We start from the raw sequence: 22,274 nt of genomic DNA, 5'->3' as shown, positions 1-22,274 counted from the left end.
GACTAAAAACACCTCTGAAAAATACTTTATCGATAAGAAAACTTTTAAACAAGATAAACTGCATATTTAAGCACATAAATAGGGTGCATTTTAACCGAAGTTTAACGACTAAAACCTCAATATTATATTTTAATAGTTACCATAATTTAGTTGATACCTATTATATTTGCGAAAAATAAAACACAAAAATGACACAATTACAAGAGATCATAGAAAAAGCTTGGGAGAATAGAGACCTTTTAAATGAAGAAGCAACTACAACAGCCATTAGAAAAGTTGTTGATTTATTAGATGCAGGTGAATTGCGCGTTGCTGAACCTATTGAAGGCGGATGGCAAGTTAACGAATGGGTTAAGAAAGCCGTAGTTTTATATTTCCCGATTCAAAAAATGGAAACCATAGAATGTGGTCCATTAGAATTTCATGATAAAATTCCATTAAAAACAGGTTATGCTGCAAAAGGCATTCGTGTAGTACCTCATGCAGTTGCTAGACATGGTGCTTATATTTCTGCAGGAACTATTTTAATGCCAAGTTATGTAAACATTGGAGCTTATGTAGATGAAGGCACCATGGTAGATACTTGGGCAACTGTTGGTAGTTGTGCTCAAATTGGTAAAAACGTTCACCTTTCTGGTGGTGTTGGCATTGGTGGTGTTTTAGAGCCATTACAAGCTGCTCCGGTAATTATAGAAGATAATGCTTTTATTGGTAGCCGTTGTATTGTTGTTGAAGGTGTACGTGTTGAAACCGAAGCTGTTTTAGGTGCTGGTGTAACACTTACTATGAGTACAAAAATTATTGATGTTACAGGTGATGAACCTGTTGAATATAAAGGTATTGTTCCTGCACGCTCGGTAGTAATACCTGGCAGTTATGCTAAAGAATTCCCTGCTGGAACTTACAATGTACCATGTGCAATTATTATTGGTAAACGTAAAGAAAGTACGAACAAAAAAACATCGCTTAACGATGCTTTAAGAGAGCATAGTGTAGCCGTTTAAATAAAATATATCTATACCAGACCTAACCTTGTGTCAAAAAATAACATTTAAATATTATTGAATATGAAAATAGGATATGATTCTAAAAGAGCTTTTCACAATAGGTCTGGTTTAGGTAATTTTAGTAGAGATTTAATTAGTATTATTTCTTCTTATTTCCCTAAAAACCAATACGTATTATACAATCCTAAAAAAGCTAAAATCAATTTTAGCTTAAATGAAAATACAACCGAAGTTTTACCAAGTTCTATTTTCTGGAAAATATTCTCATCCATTTGGAGACAAAAAGGAATATTAAATCAAATTAAAAATGATGAAATTGAGATATACCACGGTTTAAGTGGCGAAATACCTCAAGGCATTCATAAAAAGAATATTAAAACAATTGTAACTATACATGATTTAATATTTATGAGATTTCCAAAACTATACTCTCCAATAGACAGGAGAATCTACTTCAAAAAATTTAAATATGCTGCTGATAAATCAGATGTAGTTATTGCTATTTCCGAAGAAACGAAAAAGGATATTGTACATTTTTTAAATATTGCTCCTGCAAAAGTCTCTGTTATATATCAAGGGTGCAACAAAGCTTTTAAACAAGTTTATCCTTCTAAAGCATTAGAACAAACAAGAACTAAGTTTAATATTCCGAAGGCCTTTGTTTTAAACGTAGGTACTATTCAAAAAAGGAAAAACTTACTTAATTTAATAAAAGCTATTGAAACGCTAGACATCGACTTAGTAGTTGTAGGTAATGATAAAAGAAAATACACCAAAACGGTTAAAGAATACATAAATAGCAAGAACTTAAACCATAGAGTTCACTTTCTTAAAAATGTAAGTACTGAAGAACTTGCACACATATACCAATTAGCAAATATTTTTGTTTACCCAAGTATTTTCGAAGGTTTTGGTATCCCAATAATAGAAGCTTTATACTCTAAAACACCTGTAATTACAAGTAAAGGAAGTTGTTTCCCTGAAGCTGGAGGACCAAATAGTATTTATATTGATCCTGAAAATGTTAGTGAATTAAGATTTGAAATAGAAAACTTACTTAATTCTGAACAAAAGCAACAATTTATGGTTTCGAAGGGCTTAGAATATGCCCAGAAATTCGAAGATAAACATATTGCTGAGCAGCATGTAGCAATCTACAACGCTCTTCTTTAATTACATTTTGTTTACTTACAATACAGAATTATAAACCTTAATTGTCTCTTCAGCAACTTTATCCCAAGTAAATCCTTTAGCATACTCTTTTGCTAATTTTACTTTATCTTTCTCAATATTTCCTAAATCAACTATGCCTCTAGCTATTTCTTCTGGGTTATGAGGATCTACTAAAAGTGCATATCCATTTGCTACCTCTGGTGCTGCACCAATATTACCTGTTAAAACAGGTAAACCATAAGCCATAGCCTCAATTATAGGAATTCCAAACCCCTCATAATACGTAGGGAATAAAAATGCTTTTGCATTTTTATAAAGCACGCTTAAAGTTTCGTCTGAAATATAACTTGTAAAAACAACATCATTTTCAAGATCATGCTCCTTTAAAAATACCTTTATTATTTCCATTTCACTTTCAACAATTTTTCCTGCAAAAACCAACTTAGTCGTTTTACGCTCTCCAGATAACGCAAATCCCTTTATAAGATTGAAACTGTTTTTTCTTTTTGAAACTCCGCCTACACTTAAAAAGTAATTTTCTTTACCTATGGAGAATGAATTTAATATATCATTTTCATTATCCAATTTAGTTTCTAAAGGTTTAAAAACAGGAGCTAGATGCACTACGTGAATTTTTTCTTCAGGGTAATCGAACATTTTTAAATAATCGTCTTTAGTAGCCTGGCTAACTGCGATTATTGCATCTGCATTTTTAGCAAAGTCCTGAAATAATTTATAACGTTTTTCTTGAAAATATTTTGAAGCAAAATTAAACGCTGCAAATTCAGGAAGATGCACAGCTAAATCATGAATTGTAGCTATTTTTTTTGTTCCGTTAAGCTTTAAAAATGGCGTATGCAAACTATGAGAAATTGCTGGTTTAAATGTTCTAGAAAACAATATAGAACCAACATACCAGAAATGAGTTTTCTTTAAAACTTCAGGCTTAAACTTGTTTATTTTTTTTATGTTGAAAGCTAATTCAACTTCAATATTATGCTTGTTTTTTAAAGCTTTTTGAATACTAATTATATAATGAGGAATCCCTGTAAAACCTTTTGTGCTTAATGTTGAGCCTTCAATAATAATTTTCATAAAACTTTTTTTCAGAATACTTATAATTACAAATATATAATTGCTAAGCTATTTAACGTAAAAAAAAAGTACATTTGTGATGTAAGGGGCCAAACTCCTTTTAAGACCTATTCTAAAAACCAATTACACCTTTCAAAACTACATGAAAACAATTTGCTTCTTTAATACAACCAAGGCTTGGGGAGGTGGTGAAAAATGGCATTTAGAAACTTGTAAATACATGCACGATAAAGGGCATAATGTTTTTTTTATTACCAATAAAAACAGTCAACTTTATCACAAATTACAAGAATCTAGTATAAAGTATGTAGGCTTATCAATAACAAATCAAAGTTTCCTTAATCCTTTTGCTATAAACGAGGTAAAAAATATTCTTAAGGAAAACAATATTGATGTTATAATTATCAACTTATCCAGAGATTTAAAAATTGCCGCTCTTGCCGCAAAAAAAGCAGGTTTAGAACGTATAATTTATAGGCGAGGTAGCGCAATACCTATAAAAAACAAATTCCTAAATAGATATTATTTTAAAAATTTAGTAACCGATATTTTAGCTAATTCACAAGCTACAAAAGAGACTGTATTAGTAAACAATTCCAATTTATTTCCAAGAGAAAAGATTGAAGTTATTTATAATGGTTTGGATATAGAGGCGTTTATACAGAAAGCATATACCCCTATATACAAAAAAGCTGAAGGTGAATTTGTTTTAACTAATTTGGGCCGATTAGAAAATCAGAAAAATCAAAAATTCTTATTACATCTAGCCAAAGAGTTAAAATCTAGAAACCTTAATTTTAAACTTATTATTGGAGGAGAAGGATCTTTAAAAAATGAATTACAAAAACTATCAGACGAACTTAACATCAATGATGTTGTTTTATTTCCTGGTTTTATAGAAAATCCGAAGGACTTAATGTATTCTGGAGACCTATTTTTATTATCCTCTTTTTGGGAAGGTTTCGGGTATGTTTTAGCCGAAGCTTCTTTATGCAGAAAACCAATTATCGCCTTTGATATCAGTAGTAATCCCGAAGTTGTAAAAGATAACGAAACTGGTTTTTTAACACCTTTAAACGATGTGAACTTATTTGCTGATAAAGTTGAATTATTAAGCAACAATCAAGAAAAAACGAAAAGCATGGGAGAGGCAGGTTTTAATTTTGCTTCAACCACTTTTAACAGTAAAATTACTCTAGCTAAAATTGAAGAATATCTATTAAAATAACATACTTTAATTTGAAAAAATCAAACAACATATCAGCTTTGATGATTGTCTTTAATGAATCGAAACACATCGAAGACGCTATCAACAACATTGATTTTGCTGATGAGATTATTGTTATAGATTCTTTTAGCACTGATGGTACTTTCGAAAAACTTCAAAAATTAAAGCACGTTAAAGTCATTCAGCGTGAATTTAAAAATTTTGCAGACCAAAGAAATTTTGCAATAAGCCAAGCTACAAAAGATTGGATACTTTTTATTGATGCAGATGAGCGCATAACAGAAAAACTAAAACAAGAAATACAATCCGAAATCACTATCCCAAGTAATATTATCGCTTATATGTTTAAGCGAAAATACTTTTTTAAGCAAAAAAGAATACGTTTTTGTGGTTTTCAAACAGATACAACATATCGCCTATTCAAAAAAGGATTTTTTAAGTACGACGAAACAAAAATTGTTCACGAAATGCCCATAATAGATGGCAAAAGTAAAATTTTAAAAAACGATATGTTACACTATTGCTTTGATAGTGCAGCGCATTATAAATCTAAAATGGAACATTACGCGAGCTTGAAAGCGTTAGAACTTTTTAAGAAGGGAAAAAAGCCGAGTGTATTCCATTTTTACATCCGTCCGCTTTATAAGTTTCTTGTAAATTATATATTCAGGTTAGGGTTTTTAGATGGCATTGAAGGTTTTCAAATATGCTATTTAAGTGCCTACGGTGTTTATTATAGATATAGAGAACTAGAGAAATTAACCTCTTAATTCTTCCAAAACAACCATTTTTTCTTTAATCGTTTTTTACGATAATATTTATATTGAAAATCTTCCGTTTCTTTCCACATTAAATTAAAGATATCATCATAGTTTTCACCAGAACATTTGGCATATTCGTCACTCATAACTTCAACCATACTCTTATGTATCGTTAACCGTGAGAAGTTTTTTATTCGAGTTTCAAAATCCAAAGTTTTAAAGTTCATTCTATTCAAATCCACTAAATAAAAGTTATAGGTATCACCATTTCTTTTTATTAATGTATTTCCTGGAGAATGATCTAAAAAATGAATCCCCTTTTCATGCAACTTGTAAGTAAATCTAGTAAAAGCTCTTAAAACATTATCGTAATCTGGGTAATCAAAATCTTTGGTAAGTTCTCTGTAAGTTATATCATAATCCTCTTGCTCGCTAATGTAATAACTTTCACCAAAACCAAATGTGTTTTTATATTCGAAAAAAGCAATAGGCTTTGGAGTTCCAATCCCCATTTTGGTTAATTTATTGGCGTACTCGAAAGACCGCTGTGCTTTACTTTTTCTAAAGAAATTATAAGCAATTCTATTTATTAAATTTGGAATTTTAAACGCTTTAATATTTAAATCTACACCATCAATATTTATAATTTTGATGATGTTTCGATTACCAACACCTCCATCGTAATTACCGAAGTTATGAATCATTTCTGTCAACTTATTTTTATAAGCTTCAGTTAAATCGTTATTAAAAACTTTAATTTCCTTCATTTAAAAAAGATAGAATATATTTTCTATTGTAAATTTGCAACACTGCAAATATAAGGTTCAAAACATGAATGAAGAAATAAATAAAGCCATACAAGTATTAAAACAAGGCGGAATAATACTCTACCCTACCGATACCGTTTGGGGAATTGGTTGCGATGCCACAAACCCCGAGGCTGTAAAAAAGGTATACCAATTAAAGCAGCGTGAAGATAGCAAGGCATTAATTTGTTTAGTGACCGATGATAGAATGCTTAAAAAGTACGTAAAAAGCATACCCGAATCAGCTTTAACTATTATTGATGTTGCCGATAAACCTACCACCATTATTTACGACGATGCCCAAAATTTAGCTCCGAATTTAATTGCTGAAGATGGCTCGATTGCTATTAGAATTCCAGACGACGAATTTTGCTACCAACTTAGCAGAAGATTAAACGGAGCTCTAGTATCTACTTCTGCAAATATTAGTGGCTTTCCTACACCTAAATCCTTTAAAGAAATAGCGCCAGAGGTTTTAAAAGGTGTAGACTATGTTGTAAATTTGCAACGCGAAAAAACATGTACGAATCCGTCGTCTATTATAAAATTGAGTAACAGTGGTGTTGTTAAAATTATTCGTAAATAATTAATACCAATAAGTTCATCACAAGTTTTCAAATAAGGTCTATCTCATCTAAAAAAAGAAATAATTTTTCAAGATAAAATAAGCCTTCAATAAATGGATAACGCCATGTTTGAACTATTAAACATTTAGTAAAACCAAATAGCCATTTCAGTAAATTTCTAAATAGAATATTTACAAAAACAAAATATTATTTTTTGATAATTTGTTTTTAATGGCCACACACAGTATGAATTATAAAGAAGCATTAACAAACCCAATTTTCAAAATCATCTCACAATCTGCCAAAGAATTAAATTTGGATAGTTACGTGATTGGTGGCTTTGTTCGCGATTATATTTTAGAACGTGGTAACGCCAAAGATATCGATGTGGTTGCCATAGGCGATGGTATAAAACTAGCTAAACAGGTTGCTAAAAACTTGCCAAACAAACCAAAAGTACAGGTTTTTAAAACCTACGGAACGGCCATGCTTCGTTACGAGGATATTGAAATTGAATTTGTTGGAGCTCGTAAAGAATCATATACCGAAGATAGCCGAAATCCATCTGTAGAAAACGGCACATTGCAAGACGACCAAAACCGTCGTGATTTCACAATAAATGCCTTAGCTTTAAATTTAAGCGAAACCAATTTTGGTGACTTATTGGATCCATTTGGTGGTATTGATGATTTAAATAAAAAAATAATCCGTACGCCATTAAACCCAGACATTACTTATAGTGATGACCCTCTGCGTATGATGCGTGCTATTAGGTTCTCAACACAATTAGAATTTACTATTGAAGAAAAATCACTTAAAGCTATTTCTGATAATTGTGATAGAATTAAAATTATAACCAAAGAACGTATTGTTACAGAATTAAATAAAATTTTGGAAAGCAAAACGCCTTCTATTGGTTTTTTACTGTTAGAAAAAACAAAATTACTTCAATATATTTTACCTGAAATCACGGCTTTAAAAGGTATAGATGAAGTTGAAGGTCAACGCCATAAAGATAACTTTTATCACACTTTAGAAGTTGTAGATAATATTGCCAAAAACACCGAAAACGTTTGGTTACGTTGGGCAGCACTATTGCATGATATTGGCAAAGCCCCAACAAAACGTTTTAGTAAAAAAGTAGGCTGGACTTTTCATGCACATGAATTTGAAGGATCTAAAATGGTGTATCATTTGTTTAAAAGACTAAAAATGCCATTGAATGAAAAAATGAAATTCGTTCAGAAAATGGTGTTTATGAGTTCGCGCCCTATTGTTTTGGCGCAAGACGTAACAGACTCTGCTGTTCGACGTTTAGTGTTCGATGCTGGCGAATATGTAGAAGATTTAATGACGCTTTGCGAGGCCGATATTACCACCAAAAACCCGAAGAAATTCAATAAATACCACAACAATTTTAAAATTGTTCGAGAAAAAATTATCGAAGTTGAAGAACGTGATCAAGTTAGAAACTTTCAACCGCCTGTTTCTGGAGAAGAAATTATGAAAGCTTTCAATATGAAACCATCTCGTGAAATTGGTATTATTAAAGATTTTATAAAAGAAGCCATTTTAGAAGGAGATATCCCGAACGAATTTAATGCTGCCTACCAACTCATGTTAGAAAAAGGAAAAGCATTAGGATTAAAAGTTGCTGAATAAAAGATATAAATAGCATGAAAAAAGATAACAAAAAAGTGATTTATTGGCTCCTCACAGGGTGCTTGTTAATATTTATTATGGTTGTTGTTGGCGGTATTACTAGGCTTACGCATTCCGGTTTATCAATTTCTAGTTATAAATTAATTTCAGGAACCATTCCGCCTATGAATGATGCTGAATGGACCGAAGCTTTCGATTTATATAAACAATATCCAGAATATCAAAAATTAAATAATCATTTTAATCTAGAAGATTTTAAAGACATCTACTTTTGGGAATGGTTGCACCGTGTAATAGGTCGTTTTATTGGTTTGGTGTTTTTCTTACCCTTCCTATACTTTCTAATCACAAAGCAACTCACAAAATCTACCATTAAAAAAGCTGTTATACTTTTAATCATGGGTGGCTTTCAAGGTTTTCTTGGTTGGTATATGGTGAAAAGTGGTTTGGTAGACAATCCAGATGTAAGTCATTTTAGACTATCTGCACATTTAACAACCGCATTTTTAACTTTCGCTTACACATTTTGGGTAGCGCTCGATTTAAAATTTCCATGTAGAAAAACAGTAAATACATCTTTTAGAAATTTTATAAGGTTAGGTTTGGCTGTTTTAATTCTCCAAATTATCTATGGCGCTTTTGTTGCTGGTTTAGATGCTGGTTTTATACATAACCATTGGCCTTTAATGAGCGACGGTAAATTTATGCATGAAACCGTATATATTGAACAAAATCCCCTTTACAAAAACTTTATCGAAGGTAAAAGTGGGGTTCAGTTTGTACACCGTATGCTAGCATATCTTGTCGCTTTTCTGCTCATATCTATTTGGTATAAAGCTAGAAAAATGGAAACCACCAAACTGCAAAATTATGCCGTAACAGGTCTTTTAATTATGGTAGGTGTTCAGTTTTTATTAGGCGTATTAACCCTTATTTTTCACGTACCTGTTTGGTTAGGTGTAGCTCACCAAGTTGGCGCATTTTTCCTTTTAAGCATCACAACATTTACTTTACACCGTTTCAGTAAATAATTATAAAAAGACTTACCTTTGCACCATATTTTTTTACAATGATTTATAGATTTAGAGTAATACTTGATAACGATACAGACGAAGATGTGTTCCGCGATTTAGAAATTCGTGAAGATGATACACTCGAAGATTTACACAACATTATCACGCAATCTTTTGGGTTTGATGGTAGTGAAATGGCATCTTTTTACCGCAGTGACGACCAATGGAATCAAGGAGAAGAAATCTCTTTATTTGATTTAAGTGATGATGGTTCTGCGCGTTTAATGAACGAAACTGCCATTAACGATGTTACTTTCGAAATGCAAACGAAATTGATTTATGTTTATGATTTTTTAAGCATGTGGACGTTTTATGTTGAATTAGCTGAAATTGTTGAAGAAGCTGAAGGTTCAGATTATCCTAATCTAATGTTTGTACAAGGGCAAGTGCCTGACGATGCTCCTGACAAAGTATTTAAAGCTGAAAATGACGACGATTTTAATGAATTTGATGACGAATTAGATCTTGATGATTATGAAGATTTAGACTTCGATGAACATTGGAATTAAACAGTAAGCAAAACTAATAATTGCGCTATTACAAACAATTAGGTGCAAGAAAATCATCCTTTTACAAGTTCGATTACGGAATCAACGAACATACTTCTTAAAGGAGAAGTTAACTTCATTGAGCAACATAGTAATTGGATAATTAAAGTTAAATGCTCTTGGGGGAAAACATGGTTATCAATCAATATAGCATCACGTAAAACAGATTTAAAATCTCATTTCTTACCTTGCCAATTAAAGCAAGCATCCCTTTTAAGTTTTTTAACAAGAAGTAGTGCTTTTAACTTTTATGGAGAAAAAAGTAAATATTCAGAATTACTTTTAAAAAGTCCTGAAACACGTCATATACTAGCCAGTAAAAGGAGTTGCATTCTTCTTGATGCAAATAGCTTAATTTATAAAGGTTCGGTACGTAAAAAAGACACCAAGAGTTTATCTAATATTTTCATTCTAATAGAAAGTTTACATAACAAAATTGATAATTTAGACCGTGTGCCTTCCGTCTAAACACAAGTCCTAGTTTTTATTCAAGTTTAATTGAACCAAAGCATACATCAATTGGTATAAAAATTCAATCTAATTCCGAATAAAAACTTCATATTAAAAATCATTGTAAACCACTCATAAACAACATATATACCTTCATATTTTTTTATTAAAACAATTAAACTTTTTTATTGTTTTCTTTTATAAAAAAACTAATTTTACAGCGTCTGAAATTAGACACAAAAAGATGAATTTAACCATAGAAAACATATTATTAGTTGGCTCTCTATTACTTTTTATAAGTATTGTAGTAGGTAAAACCTCTTACAAATTTGGAGTACCAACTTTAATCCTCTTTTTAACTATCGGTATGCTAGCAGGTTCCGATGGTATTGGTGGTATACGTTTTAGTGACTCTAAAATGGCGCAGTTTATTGGTATAGTTTCCCTTAACTTCATCCTGTTTTCTGGTGGACTAGATACCAATTGGAAAGCGGTTAAACCTATTTTAAAAGAAGGCCTTGTTTTATCAACCATTGGAGTGTTACTTACAGCAGTCTCATTAGGGACCTTTGTTTGGTTTGTAACCGATTTTACCATTTTTGAAAGTATGCTACTTGGTTCTATTGTTTCTTCTACAGATGCAGCGGCCGTATTTTCAATTTTACGTTCAAAAAACTTAGCATTAAAAAATAATTTAAGACCAACATTAGAGTTAGAAAGCGGAAGTAACGACCCGATGGCCTATGTACTTACACTTACCTTTCTAACCTTGGTTACTAGTCAAGACGAAAGTATCTGGAAGATCATTTTAATGTTTCTTCAGCAAATGATTTTTGGTGGTGTGGCTGGTTTTGCCTTCGGAAAGTTGAGTAAAATAATTATCAATAAAATTAAATTAGGCTTCGAAGGACTTTATCCTGTTTTGGTTATTGCGCTAATGTTTATAACATTTTCGGCAACAGACCTTTTTGGTGGTAACGGATTTCTTGCCATTTACATTTGTTCGGTATATTTAGGAAATCAAGATTTAATACATAAATCGACTATTTTAAAAATGTTCGATGGTATTGCATGGCTTATGCAAATTGTATTATTCCTAACCTTAGGTTTACTTGTTTTTCCTTCACAAATAATACCTTACATGGGTATTGGTTTACTAATTTCAGTATTCTTAATTCTCGTTGCACGACCAATAAGTGTCTTTCTAAGTTTAATGTTTTTTAAAATGAAACTTAGAAGACGTTTTTACATTTCGTGGGTTGGTTTACGAGGTGCGGTTCCTATTGTTTTTGCCACTTACCCACTTTTAGCAGGTATTGATAAGGCTAATATTATTTTCAATATTGTATTCTTTATTTCTGTAACATCGATATTAATCCAAGGAACTACACTATCTATTATTGCCAAATGGTTAAACGTTGCATTGCCGGAGGAAGTTAAACCGATTGCTGAAAACGACAGATATATTCTGAATTTACCGAAATCGGAAATGGAAGAAATAACCATAGCTCCAGGAAGTTTTGCTGTAGAAAAACGAATTATAGACTTGCATTTTCCACGATCTGCGTTTATCGTTATGATTAAGCGTAACAAAAAGTTTGTGCGTCCAGGAGGCTCAACAGTTATTGAAGCCAACGATACTTTGGTGCTTTTATTAGATAATGAAGAAAGTTTAAAAGAAGTGCATACTATTCTAGATCAAGCTCCAATTACTTAAATGAAAAATTGGAACAACATATTAGGTGTTTTTCTGCTGGTTTCAGTATACTGTTTCGGCATATATACTCCTGCGCAAAAATTATCACACTCTAGTTTACAAAACATAGAGCAAAGTAATAGTAGTACTCCTAAAGAAAACTTAGAAGCTAATTCTAAGTTATTGCAACCGCATACACAGCAATTTGAAAACTTATTTTCGGATGTAGCCGAGCTCTCTTTTCCGGAGTTAAAACTACCTTACAACGGCTTTTGGGCTATTATTTGCTCGAACGATATATTGTTTAGCGCTAAGTTTAAGCAGTATCAAAATCATTTAAAAACCATTCTGATTAGACACAGAAAGTCTGATCTTATTTTTCCTTTCCATAATTTTTGGTAGTAACCTTTAATTAAAACACCGCTTAGGTGATTACAATTAAAGTATTGATATGTTGCGAATTATCGCTTCATACAGAAATTATATTATCAAAATTTAAATATTATCAAAATGGAATTAGGAACAACCCTTATCGGAATTATATGCGTTGCAATTTGTGCAATGCCATTTGTATTAACTAACAGAAGCAAAAAAGCTATTGTTAAACGTCAATTAATCGTGTTAAAAGATTTAGCAACCCAACATAACAACACCATTACGCAAAACGAAATAAACAGCTTCTATGCCATCGGTATAGATGAAACTAAAAAGTCTGTTTCGTTTATTTTGAAAAGAGAGACAGAAGTTGAACAACAATTTGTAGATCTATCTACAATTAAAAGTTGTGAGATTGTGAGCATTACTAAGTCGAAACATATGGATAGACTGTATTTAAAACTTACGCCTATCGATAAAACTAAAAGTGAAGTAATTTTGGAGTTTTTTAATGCAGACGTAAGCTACCAATTAGGAGAAGAATTACAGTCTATTGAAAAATGGAACAAAATCATCAATAATTTATTGAAAGCTACAGAATAAAACTTTTAATTAACCCTTTAAGCAATAGCGGATTCAAGTTAATGGTTTGATAATATCTTGATATGTAATGCAAACTATCAACCTTTAATATCCGCTATTGCTTTTTATACGTTTTACTCTACAAAAATACCACCAAAACAACAAATTTCCTACACAACAATGTTTTAAACTTAACTTTTACGCGATTAAAAACACATTTTATCGTTTATCGTGTAATTTTTAATTAAATCGAAAGGTTATTTCATAAAAAATCAATAAATTTGTTTATCTTAAACTTCAAAACAGTTTCTATGGGGAAAATCTACACTATAACTCTTATTTTATTTTTCAGTTTCCTCAACTTAAACGCGCAAACAAAAAGCGTTGAGCTGGAAACAGAACATGTAACTAGTGCTTTGCTCAAGGGTAAAGATGCCGATAAAGAAGATTATACAGCTGCTAAACCTTCAAATTTAAATGAAGTAGCACTTTCTACTGAAAGTATGGTTGCAGCTCAACGAGATATTAATATTTCACCAAATCCTTCTAGTCAATTTATTCAAATTTCAGGTTTAAAAAATACCGAACAATATAGAATTTATAATATTTTAGGAAAACAGATCGCTAAAGGTGTCATTTCAAATAATGCCACCATTAACATTCAAAATCTTAAAAATGGGTTGTATTTATTAAAAATCAATAATACTAATTCCAGAAAATTCTTAAAAGAATAACCATATACAATCTACCTTAACCGCTAAACTGCTACTAAAAAATACTTAGTAGCAGTTTTTTTTAGCCCTTTTTTTAATCCTTAAATATTATGAGGATATCACCTATTAAACCAAAAAATCTCAGATATCTTAAATTACCTGAGATTTTTATTTTATACTGTTAATCGAAACTATAAATAGTTCTATATAAAGCTATAGAACTATACTTCCCCTAAAACAGGAATATTTATTAATTTATCGTGCTTAGCAAACACCATATTTTCTTTATAATTATTGAATTCACTTATAGAATTCCCGCCTCTAATCCACTCAATATATATTGCTGCAGTATTGATACCTGCTTCATGTGAAAAAGGATAACCTCCACCAAAACGCGGATTTAACTCTAAGACATATACTCTATCTTCATCAACAAAAACATCACAATCTAAAGTTCCTAGATGTTTTAATTTTTCTGAAATAGCCTTACCAACATTACTAATATCAACGTTTATTACAGATTTAGCTTTATCGGTTTCACCACAACGCATAGAGAGTTTTTCTCTTACAAAAGCCCCGTAATAATTGCCATTAAGGTCATTTAAAATATCCATTCCAAATTCTGTTCCTCCCAATTTTTCTTGAATTAAAATGGCGTTATTCATATCAATCAAACTCGCCTTACCAGCATTAGATCTAGAAAGCTTAATTTTTAATAATTGATAAGATAGCATAAGCTCCTCTTTACTTTCAACAATATCCACACCAATAGAAGCACTACCCCATCTTGGCTTTAAAACCAAAGGAAAGTTTAATTTATTATCTTCTAAATCAACTAAAGCTTTATTTAAATCTATATAAGTTTGTGGCGTTAATAAGTTATTAGCCTTTAAAAACTGATAGGTTTTCCATTTATCAAAAGCCGTATCAATAACCTCCTCATTAGACACTATAATTTTAGTACCAAAATCTTCAAATTCTTTTCTATGTTTTGATAAAATTGGTAGCTCTAAATCATTTAAAGAAATTACGGCATCTACCTTGTGAGTTTTACAAACATCTTTTAAAAACGAGATATAATTATCGTCAAATATACTAGGTACGGTTAAAAAAATATCGGCATCGATTAAAGCCGAAGCATTAACGTCCATATCTACAGCTATAACAGATCCAGTTCCGTTCAAAGCTTGTTTAAAATAATTTATAAGGTAATTTCTTCTACCTGCACAAGTGAATAATATATTGGTTTGGGGCATCTATTATTGTTTGTATAAGTTAACTGATATCTTCCTTTTTCCGGACTTTAGACTCGGAATTTCGTCGACATATTGAATGTCTACATGAGCATCTTTACCTATATCATTTTTAAACTTTTCTATTAGTAGAGATTCCCCTTCAAACATTACATTTGTATTTACTTTTATTTCATATTTTTTCTCCTCGTGCTGTATAAATTGTAATTGCTTAATTTCCGGAAAATCATATACATACGCATGCATGGTAAATGGATTTAACATATCTCCATTAGTTTTATACAAGGCATCCATTTTTCTACCTTGAATACTTTCTAGTTTAGGTATGTTATCTGTAGAGTTTTCATCGTTTACAAAAGCACCAATATCTCCAGTATCATACCGAATCATAGGTGTTGCCAAGTTATACAGATCGGTTATAATGATACGACCAATAGTACCATTTGGAACGGGCACATCACTTTCCAAATTTAAAATTTCAACCACATAACTTGCCCAATTTATTCTAAAAGCATTATCATTTGGCATTTGCTGCGCTATTATTCCGTTTTCAACATTAGAATAGCGAGATACTGTTGGAGCCTTAAAATAGTATTCCATTTTAGATTTCACTTCTGGGCTTAAGCCCTCTGCAATCGCTATTATAGATTTTATATTACAGTTTAAAGGCTTCGCATTTAAAGCATCTAGTGATTTACAAATGGATTCAAATCCCGAAGGATAACCAATCCACCCTTTAGGCGATTTATCTTTTTCTAAGCGATCTACCATAGCCTTAACATAAATATCGTTTAAATCGCTAACATCAAGTTGTTCCGTATTTTGCAACCAAGCAATCATTTTTGGCTTTTTGTAATAAGCCGCCCATAACCTTAGATATAATAATTTTTCTCCAAGTGTGTAACCTGCTAATTTTGCAAAATATAATGTATCGGCTGTATTTCTATTCTTTTTTCTTTTAGTTTGAAAGATTGAAAAAGGAGATCCCGTAGATCCACTTGTTTTTACAGGAAGATGATCTTTGTCGGTATCTTCAAAAGTGATATCATCAAAATGATCTTTAATGATAGATTTATTTACAACCGGAAAATCTGAAAGACTTTTGTAGTTTCTACAGCTTGAATAGAACACAGAATTATTAACGGCAGCATTCAACAAATTGTCTAAAATCGGTTTTTGATGCTCTTTTAAAGACGCAAAAGATGCATGACTAAATATCTTTTCGATATCCTGAAAATCCTTTTTTACCTCTCCTCCTTTCAATGCATCAATGCTCCAATAAGCAAAATTTCTAAGCGTGTTTAAAATCTCCATAAGTTTAGGGCACAAAGTTTTAAAAATAAGTATTTTTACGGACTCTATTTATCTCGACTTCAATATTTACCATATATTTAACAAGGTATAATAGTCATTTTTTATTAATGATTAAATTCAATAACTTCGTTTTAATATTTTATAATTAATTTATAAAATTACGCCTGTAAAAAAAACACTTACTACAAGTCTAAAATTTAGGCTAATCAACTATTAATTAATGCTATACATTTCCTTCAACATATCTAATACTTTGAAGTTTGAAGACTTTAAAAAACTATATAAACATATGGTTAATGTACGGCAGCCTAACTATGAGTTTCCAGATAATTCTCCTGAAATTGATTGGGATAGCAAACAGACGCAAGAGGAAGTCGATATAGCTGTAAAGGAACTAAACGACTACTTAGATATAGCACCAGAAGTACATAGGCGTAAAGCTTTTATTCCTGATTATGCCAACACATATTTAGAGAAATATATAAAAGCTGATAATGATAAATTAGAGGCATTGGGCTTACAAAATGTAGATTCTATATTTAATTATTTAGAATATGGATTTGAAGTCGATATAGAAAGTTTGAATAAAACAGATGAACATCATGCCATTATTAAGTTTTCTACTGGCAATTTTCCTTTTGGAGGTATTGAGCGTTTTATAATAACGTTAAAAGCCTTCGGGTTAAAAGCTACAGAGTGTTTTGATGGTTTTGTTATTTCTAAAATAGAATGGCTTTCTGATATAGAATATAAAACCACCAAACTACCAGAAAAAACTAAAACATATTTACAACCACCGCATTCAAAAAACCACACACCGCTTATGGAACTTTTATCTCATTTTTTAGCCAGCGAAAAATCATTATATCTTGCAGCGGGAATTATTGGTGTTTTTTCGGCCGTTATAGGGCTACTTTTTATATTATTATCTAATCATAAAAGTTTTGCTATAACTTTGATTTTTATAGGACTCATAGAAATAGCTGCCATGTTTCCTGCTTATTTTAAATACCAACAAAAATTTGATTACAAGGTTTCCGTCTATGAAACCGACCCAATAGCTTTTGCTCAATCTGAAATTGTAACTTCTGAGAGGGCTTTAAAATCTTTCTTTTGGTTAAAATTAATTTATGGTGGTTTAATTGTGATTCTCATTTTAGCCATGTCTTTTATTAGTCCAGAATCTATACTCTTCGGAATATTTACAGCGCTTATTTTACACCTCGCCTTTGCGATTACTATCGATAATTTTGGAGAAAAATATACTAAAACTTATTTAACTGAATTACAATCGGTGGAGTTTTAAAAGCGTTAATAATTTACACTTCATACATTTCTTATAGAAAACAAACACCACAAACTAGCCTGCGTTAGGGATTGATGCGGCATCCTTTTTTTTACTTCTAACCAAAACATAATTAAAAAGAAGCAAACCTCAAAGCTGAAGTCTAAATGACTTAAACAAAACCAACTCAAAAAAAAGATATAGCGGAAAGCCCGACCCTTTTCGGGTAACGCCCAAAATAATACGCATAAAAAAAGTCCAACCTTTCAGTTGAACTTTAATTATATAATTCTGTTTGTATTACCTTGAATAGTTTGGTGATTCTTTAGTAATGGTTACATCGTGCGGGTGACTTTCGTTAATTCCACTTGCAGTAATTTTAACAAACTGTCCTGTTTCTTTTAGCGTCTCAATATCTTTAGCACCACAGTAGCCCATACCTGCGCGTAAACCACCGATAAATTGGTGAATGCTTTCGTATAAATCACCTTTGTAAGGTACACGTCCAACAATACCTTCTGGTACTAATTTTTTAATATCGTCTTCTACATCTTGGAAATAACGGTCTTTACTACCTTCTTTCATAGCCTCTACGGATCCCATACCACGGTAAGATTTAAACTTACGCCCTTCGTATATAATGGTTTCTCCTGGAGATTCTTTTGTTCCTGCTAAAAGCGACCCTAACATAACAGTATCTGCTCCTGCTGCAATAGCTTTAGGAATATCGCCTGTGTAACGAATACCTCCATCGGCAATTACCGGTACTCCACTGCCTTTAATAGCTGCTGCTACTTCTAGAACTGCAGAAAACTGAGGAAAACCTACACCTGCTACAACACGTGTTGTACAAATAGATCCTGGACCAATACCAACTTTTACAGCATCGGCTCCGGCTTCTACTAAATATTTAGCAGCTGCGCCAGTTGCAATATTACCTACAATAACATCTAGGTTTGGAAATTTTTCTTTTATAGTTTTTAAAACAGCAACCACACCTTTTGTGTGCCCATGTGCAGTATCGATAACTACGGCATCTACTCCAGCGTTAACTAATGCTTCGGCACGTTCTACAGCATCTGCAGTAACACCTAAAGCAGCAGCAACACGCAAACGACCATATTGATCTTTGTTTGCATTTGGTTTCTGACTTAATTTTGTAATATCTCTAAAGGTTATTAATCCTGATAATTTAAAATTATCGTCTACAATTAATAACTTTTCAATTTTATGTTCTTGAAGTATAAGTTCGGCATCTTTTAAAGAAGTTCCCACAGAGGCAGTAACAAGTTTTTCGCTCGTCATAACTTCGCTAATGGCACGTTTACCATTATGCTCGAAACGTAAATCGCGATTGGTTACTATACCTTTTAATGTGCCATCTTCTGCAACAATTGGTATACCGCCAATACTGTACTCTGCCATGTATTTTTTAGCATCGCTAACTATAGCAGTTACTGGCAAGGTTACCGGATCGATAATCATACCGCTTTCTGCACGTTTTACACGACGCACCTTTAAGGCTTGTGCCTCTATAGACATGTTTTTGTGTAGCACACCAATACCACCTTCTTGCGCCATGGCAATTGCCATTTTACTTTCGGTAACGGTATCCATTGCAGCCGAAATAATAGGGACGTTAATGGTGATGTTACGTGTAAATTTTGTTTGAATACTAACTTCTCTAGGGAGTACTTCGGAGAACGCTGGAACTAAAAGGACATCGTCGTAAGTTAGCCCTTCTCCTACTATTTTATTTTCGTGTGCAGTCATGTTGCAATTACTGTTATAATTGCGTGCAAATCTAAGCATTTTTTTTGGTTTAAATTAGCTTTATTAAGATGAAATCCTTAATAAAGCCAATTCTTAACGTTTAGCTCATATAGTGCACGACTTATTGAAAAAACGGGATATTATCTTCCGCGTCTTCCTCCTCCATAACCACCTCTACCACTTGGACTATCTGGTCTTACATTCATGTTTTGACCTGCAATTCTACCAAATTTATAAGAGAACGTTAGCATAAAATACTGCTCTAAAATTTTGTTTTCTATATCTTGAATATAGGTTTCGGTAACCGAACGTCTGTATCCATTATTCTTACCTAAAATATCGTATCCAACAAGGGTTAATGTACCTTTATTATTCCAAAGTTGCACACCCAATCCTGCATTCCAAAATACAGCATCGCCATCAAAAGCATCTCCTACTCTACTATTATATTGGTATGCTATTTTATTAGAGAAAAAAGCATTTTTAAAGAAAAAGATAGAGGTGTCTAATTTTAAATTCTGAACAAAATATTCGTTATCATTAAAAGCATCCGTATCATATAAAGTTTCGTTTACAGAATAGCTATAGTTAATTCCGAAATCGAATTTATTATTATAAGAATACTTAAAACCTACAGAAGGCTTATAAACAGTATTTTTTCCTGAAAATTTCACTCCATTCTGAATAGAAATATTGTTATCGTATGATGCCGCAAACTTAGCACTCATATTAATATTTGTATTTTGACTGAAATACGATTTAGAAATAGAAGCATTACCACTAAGCGAATAATCACCGTTGATATTATCATAGGTAGTGTACTTAATTAAATCGGCATCTGTAATAGTCGAGTTAATAATTTTATCTTCTACAAACTCTGCTTTTGTTTCTGCATTAATAGTAATATTATTAAAGGCAATATTGTTTTGATATCGGAATCTTAAATTATGACTTAAACCTGGTTCTAAATCTGGATTTCCAGTGTAAATATGCGTTTGGTTACTTACATCGGCAACCGGTTGTAATTGTGTTGATGATGGCAAATCTACATTTTGATTATAATCCAACGAGATATTTTTATAGCCTTTATCATCACGATAACGAATTCTACTTGAATAGGTTATGTAATCGAATTCTGCATTAAAATTTCTTTCAGTAATTAACTCATCGGTATATTTTCTAAAAGTATTAGTATACGCACCTTCCACTTCAAACCTAAAATCTTTATACTCGTATCTAAATCTTAATGCAGGCTTTAAGGTTGTGGTTACATATTTACTATCAAAACTTTGTTGCTCATTAAAATCTGTATAATCGTTATCGGTTTCATTAAAATCAAAAACGTTTTTCTCATTTTTATTATGGTAAATGGTAGCGCTATACTTTGGTATAATTCTGAAATTAGTAAATAACTCTTTAAACCAATACCCATTAAAATTAATATTTGAAGTTGAATTATCTGTGCTTCTAACTTGGTCTTGAATTTCTGTTGTATTTCTTTGATACAATATATTCTCTGAGTAATTTTTAGAATCACTCTCTGAATTATCAAAATTGGTACTTAATTTAAGATTGAAAAAATCGCGTCCTTTTCCTGTTCTTACAATAGCGCCTATGGTATTATCAATGCTATTACTAATAGAAGTCGATTCGCTATTGGCATTATAATCGCTAATATCTTCACCATCATTAGATTTTGATTCTGTAGTAGAATCGGAAAACGAATCGCTAGTATCTCTATTAAAATTAAGCTCGTTAGATAGCTGTATTTTATTGTTAGATGATTTGTTTTTTGAAGGAATTATAAATTTCAAATCCAAATCACCACTATGGTTGTCACTATCTGTAGTGCTGTTACTTATCGTTTCTGTGGTGTAATTTAAGTTTGGTAAAAAGTAATCCCGAAAACTAAAACTACTATTATCTACATTACTTGCGCTGTATTTGTAATTTGCATTAACACGTGTTTCGTCCCATTTTCCTTTTGAATAATTAGCTCCAACAAAATCGGATTCTACATAACCAGTGCTCGATTTGGCATCGGGTAAAGCTGTAAAACCACGACGCATGTTTATATTATTGGTTCCGGAGATAAACCCAATTTGTTTACCATCTATCATTTGAAACAGATTGGCATTGGCCTGATATTTATCATCGGTGCCTACACCTCCATTTAAATCACCAAAAAAGGCAGTATTCTTACCTTTTTTAATTTTAATGTTGATCTCCTTGGTTCCCGAGTCGGACTCTTCACCTGTAAACTTTTGTAAATTTGTTTTATAATCGGTAACCTGAACTTTACTAATTACATTACTTGGTAAATTCTTAAGAGCAATATCGCCCATTTTTTCACCAAAAAACTCCATTCCATCTACATTAATAGCTTCTACGGCCACACCGTTTACAGTAATATTACCGTCTATATCAAACTCTACGCCTGGTAGTTTTTTAAGTAAATCTTCAGCACGATCATTAGCCAACGTTTTAAAACTATCGGCATTATATTCAATAGTATCTTTTTTAATAACAATTGGCGGAGCTTTACCTATAATAGAAATAACATCTAACTGCTCGGCTTGGTCGGCTAGTGTAACCGTACCCATATCAAACTTATTTCCGGTTGGCACATCAATATCTTTAGAATACGGTTGGTATCCTAAATAAGCAACATTAAATAAAAGCTTTGTTTCTTCTTCCGCATTAATATTTATTGAGAATTGCCCGGTTTTATTAGTAATACCATAAGCCATGGTAATACTATCTTTAAGGCTTTGTACATAAACTGTGGCGCCCTCTAAGGTAATGGCGTCCGGGTCTTTTACTTGGCCTTCTAAAGTAAAACGTTGAGCAAATAGCGAGGTACTACAAGCTAAAAAAAGTAATAGAAATGAATGTTTCAAACTGATTGGTTTAT

At 31.8% G+C, this 22,274-nt stretch carries 20 protein-coding genes; 14 read left to right on the top strand and 6 right to left on the bottom strand.

Features of this window, described 5'->3' with window-relative positions; all coding sequences use genetic code 11:
• The first annotated feature begins 188 nt into the window (after window positions 1–188).
• Window positions 189–1,004 (top strand): 2,3,4,5-tetrahydropyridine-2,6-dicarboxylate N-succinyltransferase, encoded by an 816-nt coding sequence (locus tag GQR98_RS12180; protein WP_159019734.1) that lies wholly within the window; start codon window positions 189–191, stop codon window positions 1,002–1,004.
• 63 nt (window positions 1,005–1,067) lie between these two features.
• Window positions 1,068–2,180 carry a glycosyltransferase family 4 protein gene (locus GQR98_RS12175; RefSeq protein WP_159019733.1) on the top strand — a complete coding sequence of 371 codons (1,113 nt, stop codon included), beginning with the start codon at window positions 1,068–1,070 and terminating at the stop codon, window positions 2,178–2,180.
• A gap of 15 nt (window positions 2,181–2,195) precedes the next feature.
• On the opposite strand, the gene GQR98_RS12170 is transcribed toward GQR98_RS12175, so the two are convergent.
• A complete protein-coding gene (locus tag GQR98_RS12170; protein ID WP_159019732.1) occupies window positions 2,196–3,275 on the bottom strand; it encodes a glycosyltransferase family 4 protein in 1,080 nt (359 codons plus the stop codon).
• Between the two features lie 142 nt (window positions 3,276–3,417).
• Here GQR98_RS12170 and GQR98_RS12165 point away from each other — a divergent pair, with 142 nt between their 5' ends.
• Together GQR98_RS12165 and GQR98_RS12160 are read left to right on the top strand one after the other, a co-directional pair.
• Window positions 3,418–4,503, top strand: coding sequence for a glycosyltransferase (locus GQR98_RS12165; RefSeq protein WP_159019731.1), 1,086 nt, complete (start codon window positions 3,418–3,420; stop codon window positions 4,501–4,503).
• Window positions 4,504–4,514: 11 nt separating this feature from the next.
• Entirely contained in the window at window positions 4,515–5,273 is a 759-nt protein-coding gene (locus GQR98_RS12160) for a glycosyltransferase family 2 protein (protein WP_233268004.1), read from the top strand.
• Here the strand turns inward: GQR98_RS12160 and GQR98_RS12155 are convergent.
• Window positions 5,270–6,031 (bottom strand): lipopolysaccharide kinase InaA family protein, encoded by a 762-nt coding sequence (locus GQR98_RS12155; RefSeq protein ID WP_159019730.1) that lies wholly within the window; start codon window positions 6,029–6,031, stop codon window positions 5,270–5,272. The two genes, GQR98_RS12160 and GQR98_RS12155, sit on opposite strands and share 4 nt — an antisense overlap.
• A 64-nt stretch (window positions 6,032–6,095) precedes the next feature.
• Here GQR98_RS12155 and GQR98_RS12150 point away from each other — a divergent pair, with 64 nt between their 5' ends.
• The 9 genes from GQR98_RS12150 to GQR98_RS12110 all read left to right on the top strand — a co-directional run bounded on the left by GQR98_RS12150 (window position 6,096) and on the right by GQR98_RS12110 (window position 13,756).
• Entirely contained in the window at window positions 6,096–6,656 is a 561-nt protein-coding gene (locus tag GQR98_RS12150) for an L-threonylcarbamoyladenylate synthase (protein ID WP_159019729.1), read from the top strand.
• 226 nt (window positions 6,657–6,882) lie between these two features.
• Complete coding sequence (locus GQR98_RS12145; protein WP_159021155.1) at window positions 6,883–8,298, top strand: CCA tRNA nucleotidyltransferase; 1,416 nt, start codon at window positions 6,883–6,885, stop codon at window positions 8,296–8,298.
• Between the two features lie 14 nt (window positions 8,299–8,312).
• The gene (locus GQR98_RS12140; RefSeq protein ID WP_159019728.1) at window positions 8,313–9,329 is read left to right on the top strand and encodes a COX15/CtaA family protein; all 1,017 of its coding nucleotides are present in this window, start codon (window positions 8,313–8,315) and stop codon (window positions 9,327–9,329) included.
• A gap of 38 nt (window positions 9,330–9,367) precedes the next feature.
• Window positions 9,368–9,880 carry an IS1096 element passenger TnpR family protein gene (locus GQR98_RS12135; RefSeq protein ID WP_042504769.1) on the top strand — a complete coding sequence of 171 codons (513 nt, stop codon included), beginning with the start codon at window positions 9,368–9,370 and terminating at the stop codon, window positions 9,878–9,880.
• 42 nt (window positions 9,881–9,922) lie between these two features.
• Window positions 9,923–10,387: a hypothetical protein gene (locus GQR98_RS12130; RefSeq protein WP_139221875.1), complete on the top strand. Its 465-nt coding sequence runs from the start codon at window positions 9,923–9,925 to the stop codon at window positions 10,385–10,387.
• 226 nt (window positions 10,388–10,613) lie between these two features.
• Complete coding sequence (locus GQR98_RS12125) at window positions 10,614–12,086, top strand: potassium/proton antiporter (protein WP_159019727.1); 1,473 nt, start codon at window positions 10,614–10,616, stop codon at window positions 12,084–12,086.
• The gene (locus GQR98_RS12120) at window positions 12,087–12,467 is read left to right on the top strand and encodes a hypothetical protein (RefSeq protein WP_159019726.1); all 381 of its coding nucleotides are present in this window, start codon (window positions 12,087–12,089) and stop codon (window positions 12,465–12,467) included. It abuts the gene before it with no gap.
• Between the two features lie 108 nt (window positions 12,468–12,575).
• Window positions 12,576–13,043 carry a hypothetical protein gene (locus GQR98_RS12115; protein ID WP_159019725.1) on the top strand — a complete coding sequence of 156 codons (468 nt, stop codon included), beginning with the start codon at window positions 12,576–12,578 and terminating at the stop codon, window positions 13,041–13,043.
• Between the two features lie 290 nt (window positions 13,044–13,333).
• Entirely contained in the window at window positions 13,334–13,756 is a 423-nt protein-coding gene (locus tag GQR98_RS12110) for a T9SS type A sorting domain-containing protein (protein WP_159019724.1), read from the top strand.
• A 200-nt stretch (window positions 13,757–13,956) separates the two neighbouring features.
• Here GQR98_RS12110 and GQR98_RS12105 read toward each other — a convergent pair whose 3' ends face one another.
• Window positions 13,957–14,991, bottom strand: a complete 1,035-nt coding sequence (locus GQR98_RS12105; protein ID WP_159019723.1) for an ATP-grasp domain-containing protein — start codon at window positions 14,989–14,991, stop codon at window positions 13,957–13,959.
• Window positions 14,992–14,994: 3 nt separating this feature from the next.
• Window positions 14,995–16,302 (bottom strand): CoF synthetase, encoded by a 1,308-nt coding sequence (locus tag GQR98_RS12100; RefSeq protein WP_159019722.1) that lies wholly within the window; start codon window positions 16,300–16,302, stop codon window positions 14,995–14,997.
• Window positions 16,303–16,522: 220 nt separating this feature from the next.
• On the opposite strand from GQR98_RS12100, the gene GQR98_RS12095 reads away from it, so the two are divergent.
• Window positions 16,523–17,608 (top strand): hypothetical protein, encoded by a 1,086-nt coding sequence (locus GQR98_RS12095; RefSeq protein WP_159019721.1) that lies wholly within the window; start codon window positions 16,523–16,525, stop codon window positions 17,606–17,608.
• Between the two features lie 279 nt (window positions 17,609–17,887).
• On the opposite strand, the gene guaB is transcribed toward GQR98_RS12095, so the two are convergent.
• On the bottom strand, window positions 17,888–19,360 hold the full coding sequence (guaB, locus tag GQR98_RS12090) for an IMP dehydrogenase (RefSeq protein ID WP_159021154.1): 1,473 nt from the start codon (window positions 19,358–19,360) through the stop codon (window positions 17,888–17,890).
• Window positions 19,361–19,500: 140 nt separating this feature from the next.
• Window positions 19,501–22,260, bottom strand: a complete 2,760-nt coding sequence (locus GQR98_RS12085) for an outer membrane beta-barrel protein (protein ID WP_159019720.1) — start codon at window positions 22,258–22,260, stop codon at window positions 19,501–19,503.
• Between the last annotated feature and the right edge of the window lie 14 nt (window positions 22,261–22,274).

It is taken from the genome of Algibacter sp. L3A6 (assembly GCF_009796825.1).
GTDB lineage: Bacteria > Bacteroidota > Bacteroidia > Flavobacteriales > Flavobacteriaceae > Algibacter.
This window is presented reverse-complemented; position numbering and strand designations above follow the sequence as displayed.

Excerpts from the sequence above, each read along its gene's own strand:
- GQR98_RS12180 (WP_159019734.1), top strand. The coding sequence starts at position 189 with ATGACACAATTACAAGAGATCATAGAAAAAGCTTGGGAGAATAGAGAC.
- GQR98_RS12175 (WP_159019733.1), top strand. The coding sequence starts at position 1,068 with ATGAAAATAGGATATGATTCTAAAAGAGCTTTTCACAATAGGTCTGGT.
- GQR98_RS12170 (WP_159019732.1), bottom strand. The coding sequence starts at position 3,275 with ATGAAAATTATTATTGAAGGCTCAACATTAAGCACAAAAGGTTTTACA.
- GQR98_RS12165 (WP_159019731.1), top strand. The coding sequence starts at position 3,418 with ATGAAAACAATTTGCTTCTTTAATACAACCAAGGCTTGGGGAGGTGGT.
- GQR98_RS12155 (WP_159019730.1), bottom strand. The coding sequence starts at position 6,031 with ATGAAGGAAATTAAAGTTTTTAATAACGATTTAACTGAAGCTTATAAA.
- GQR98_RS12150 (WP_159019729.1), top strand. The coding sequence starts at position 6,096 with ATGAATGAAGAAATAAATAAAGCCATACAAGTATTAAAACAAGGCGGA.
- GQR98_RS12145 (WP_159021155.1), top strand. The coding sequence starts at position 6,883 with ATGAATTATAAAGAAGCATTAACAAACCCAATTTTCAAAATCATCTCA.
- GQR98_RS12140 (WP_159019728.1), top strand. The coding sequence starts at position 8,313 with ATGAAAAAAGATAACAAAAAAGTGATTTATTGGCTCCTCACAGGGTGC.
- GQR98_RS12135 (WP_042504769.1), top strand. The coding sequence starts at position 9,368 with ATGATTTATAGATTTAGAGTAATACTTGATAACGATACAGACGAAGAT.
- GQR98_RS12125 (WP_159019727.1), top strand. The coding sequence starts at position 10,614 with ATGAATTTAACCATAGAAAACATATTATTAGTTGGCTCTCTATTACTT.
- GQR98_RS12120 (WP_159019726.1), top strand. The coding sequence starts at position 12,087 with ATGAAAAATTGGAACAACATATTAGGTGTTTTTCTGCTGGTTTCAGTA.
- GQR98_RS12115 (WP_159019725.1), top strand. The coding sequence starts at position 12,576 with ATGGAATTAGGAACAACCCTTATCGGAATTATATGCGTTGCAATTTGT.
- GQR98_RS12110 (WP_159019724.1), top strand. The coding sequence starts at position 13,334 with ATGGGGAAAATCTACACTATAACTCTTATTTTATTTTTCAGTTTCCTC.
- GQR98_RS12105 (WP_159019723.1), bottom strand. The coding sequence starts at position 14,991 with ATGCCCCAAACCAATATATTATTCACTTGTGCAGGTAGAAGAAATTAC.
- GQR98_RS12100 (WP_159019722.1), bottom strand. The coding sequence starts at position 16,302 with ATGGAGATTTTAAACACGCTTAGAAATTTTGCTTATTGGAGCATTGAT.
- GQR98_RS12095 (WP_159019721.1), top strand. The coding sequence starts at position 16,523 with ATGCTATACATTTCCTTCAACATATCTAATACTTTGAAGTTTGAAGAC.
- guaB (WP_159021154.1), bottom strand. The coding sequence starts at position 19,360 with ATGACTGCACACGAAAATAAAATAGTAGGAGAAGGGCTAACTTACGAC.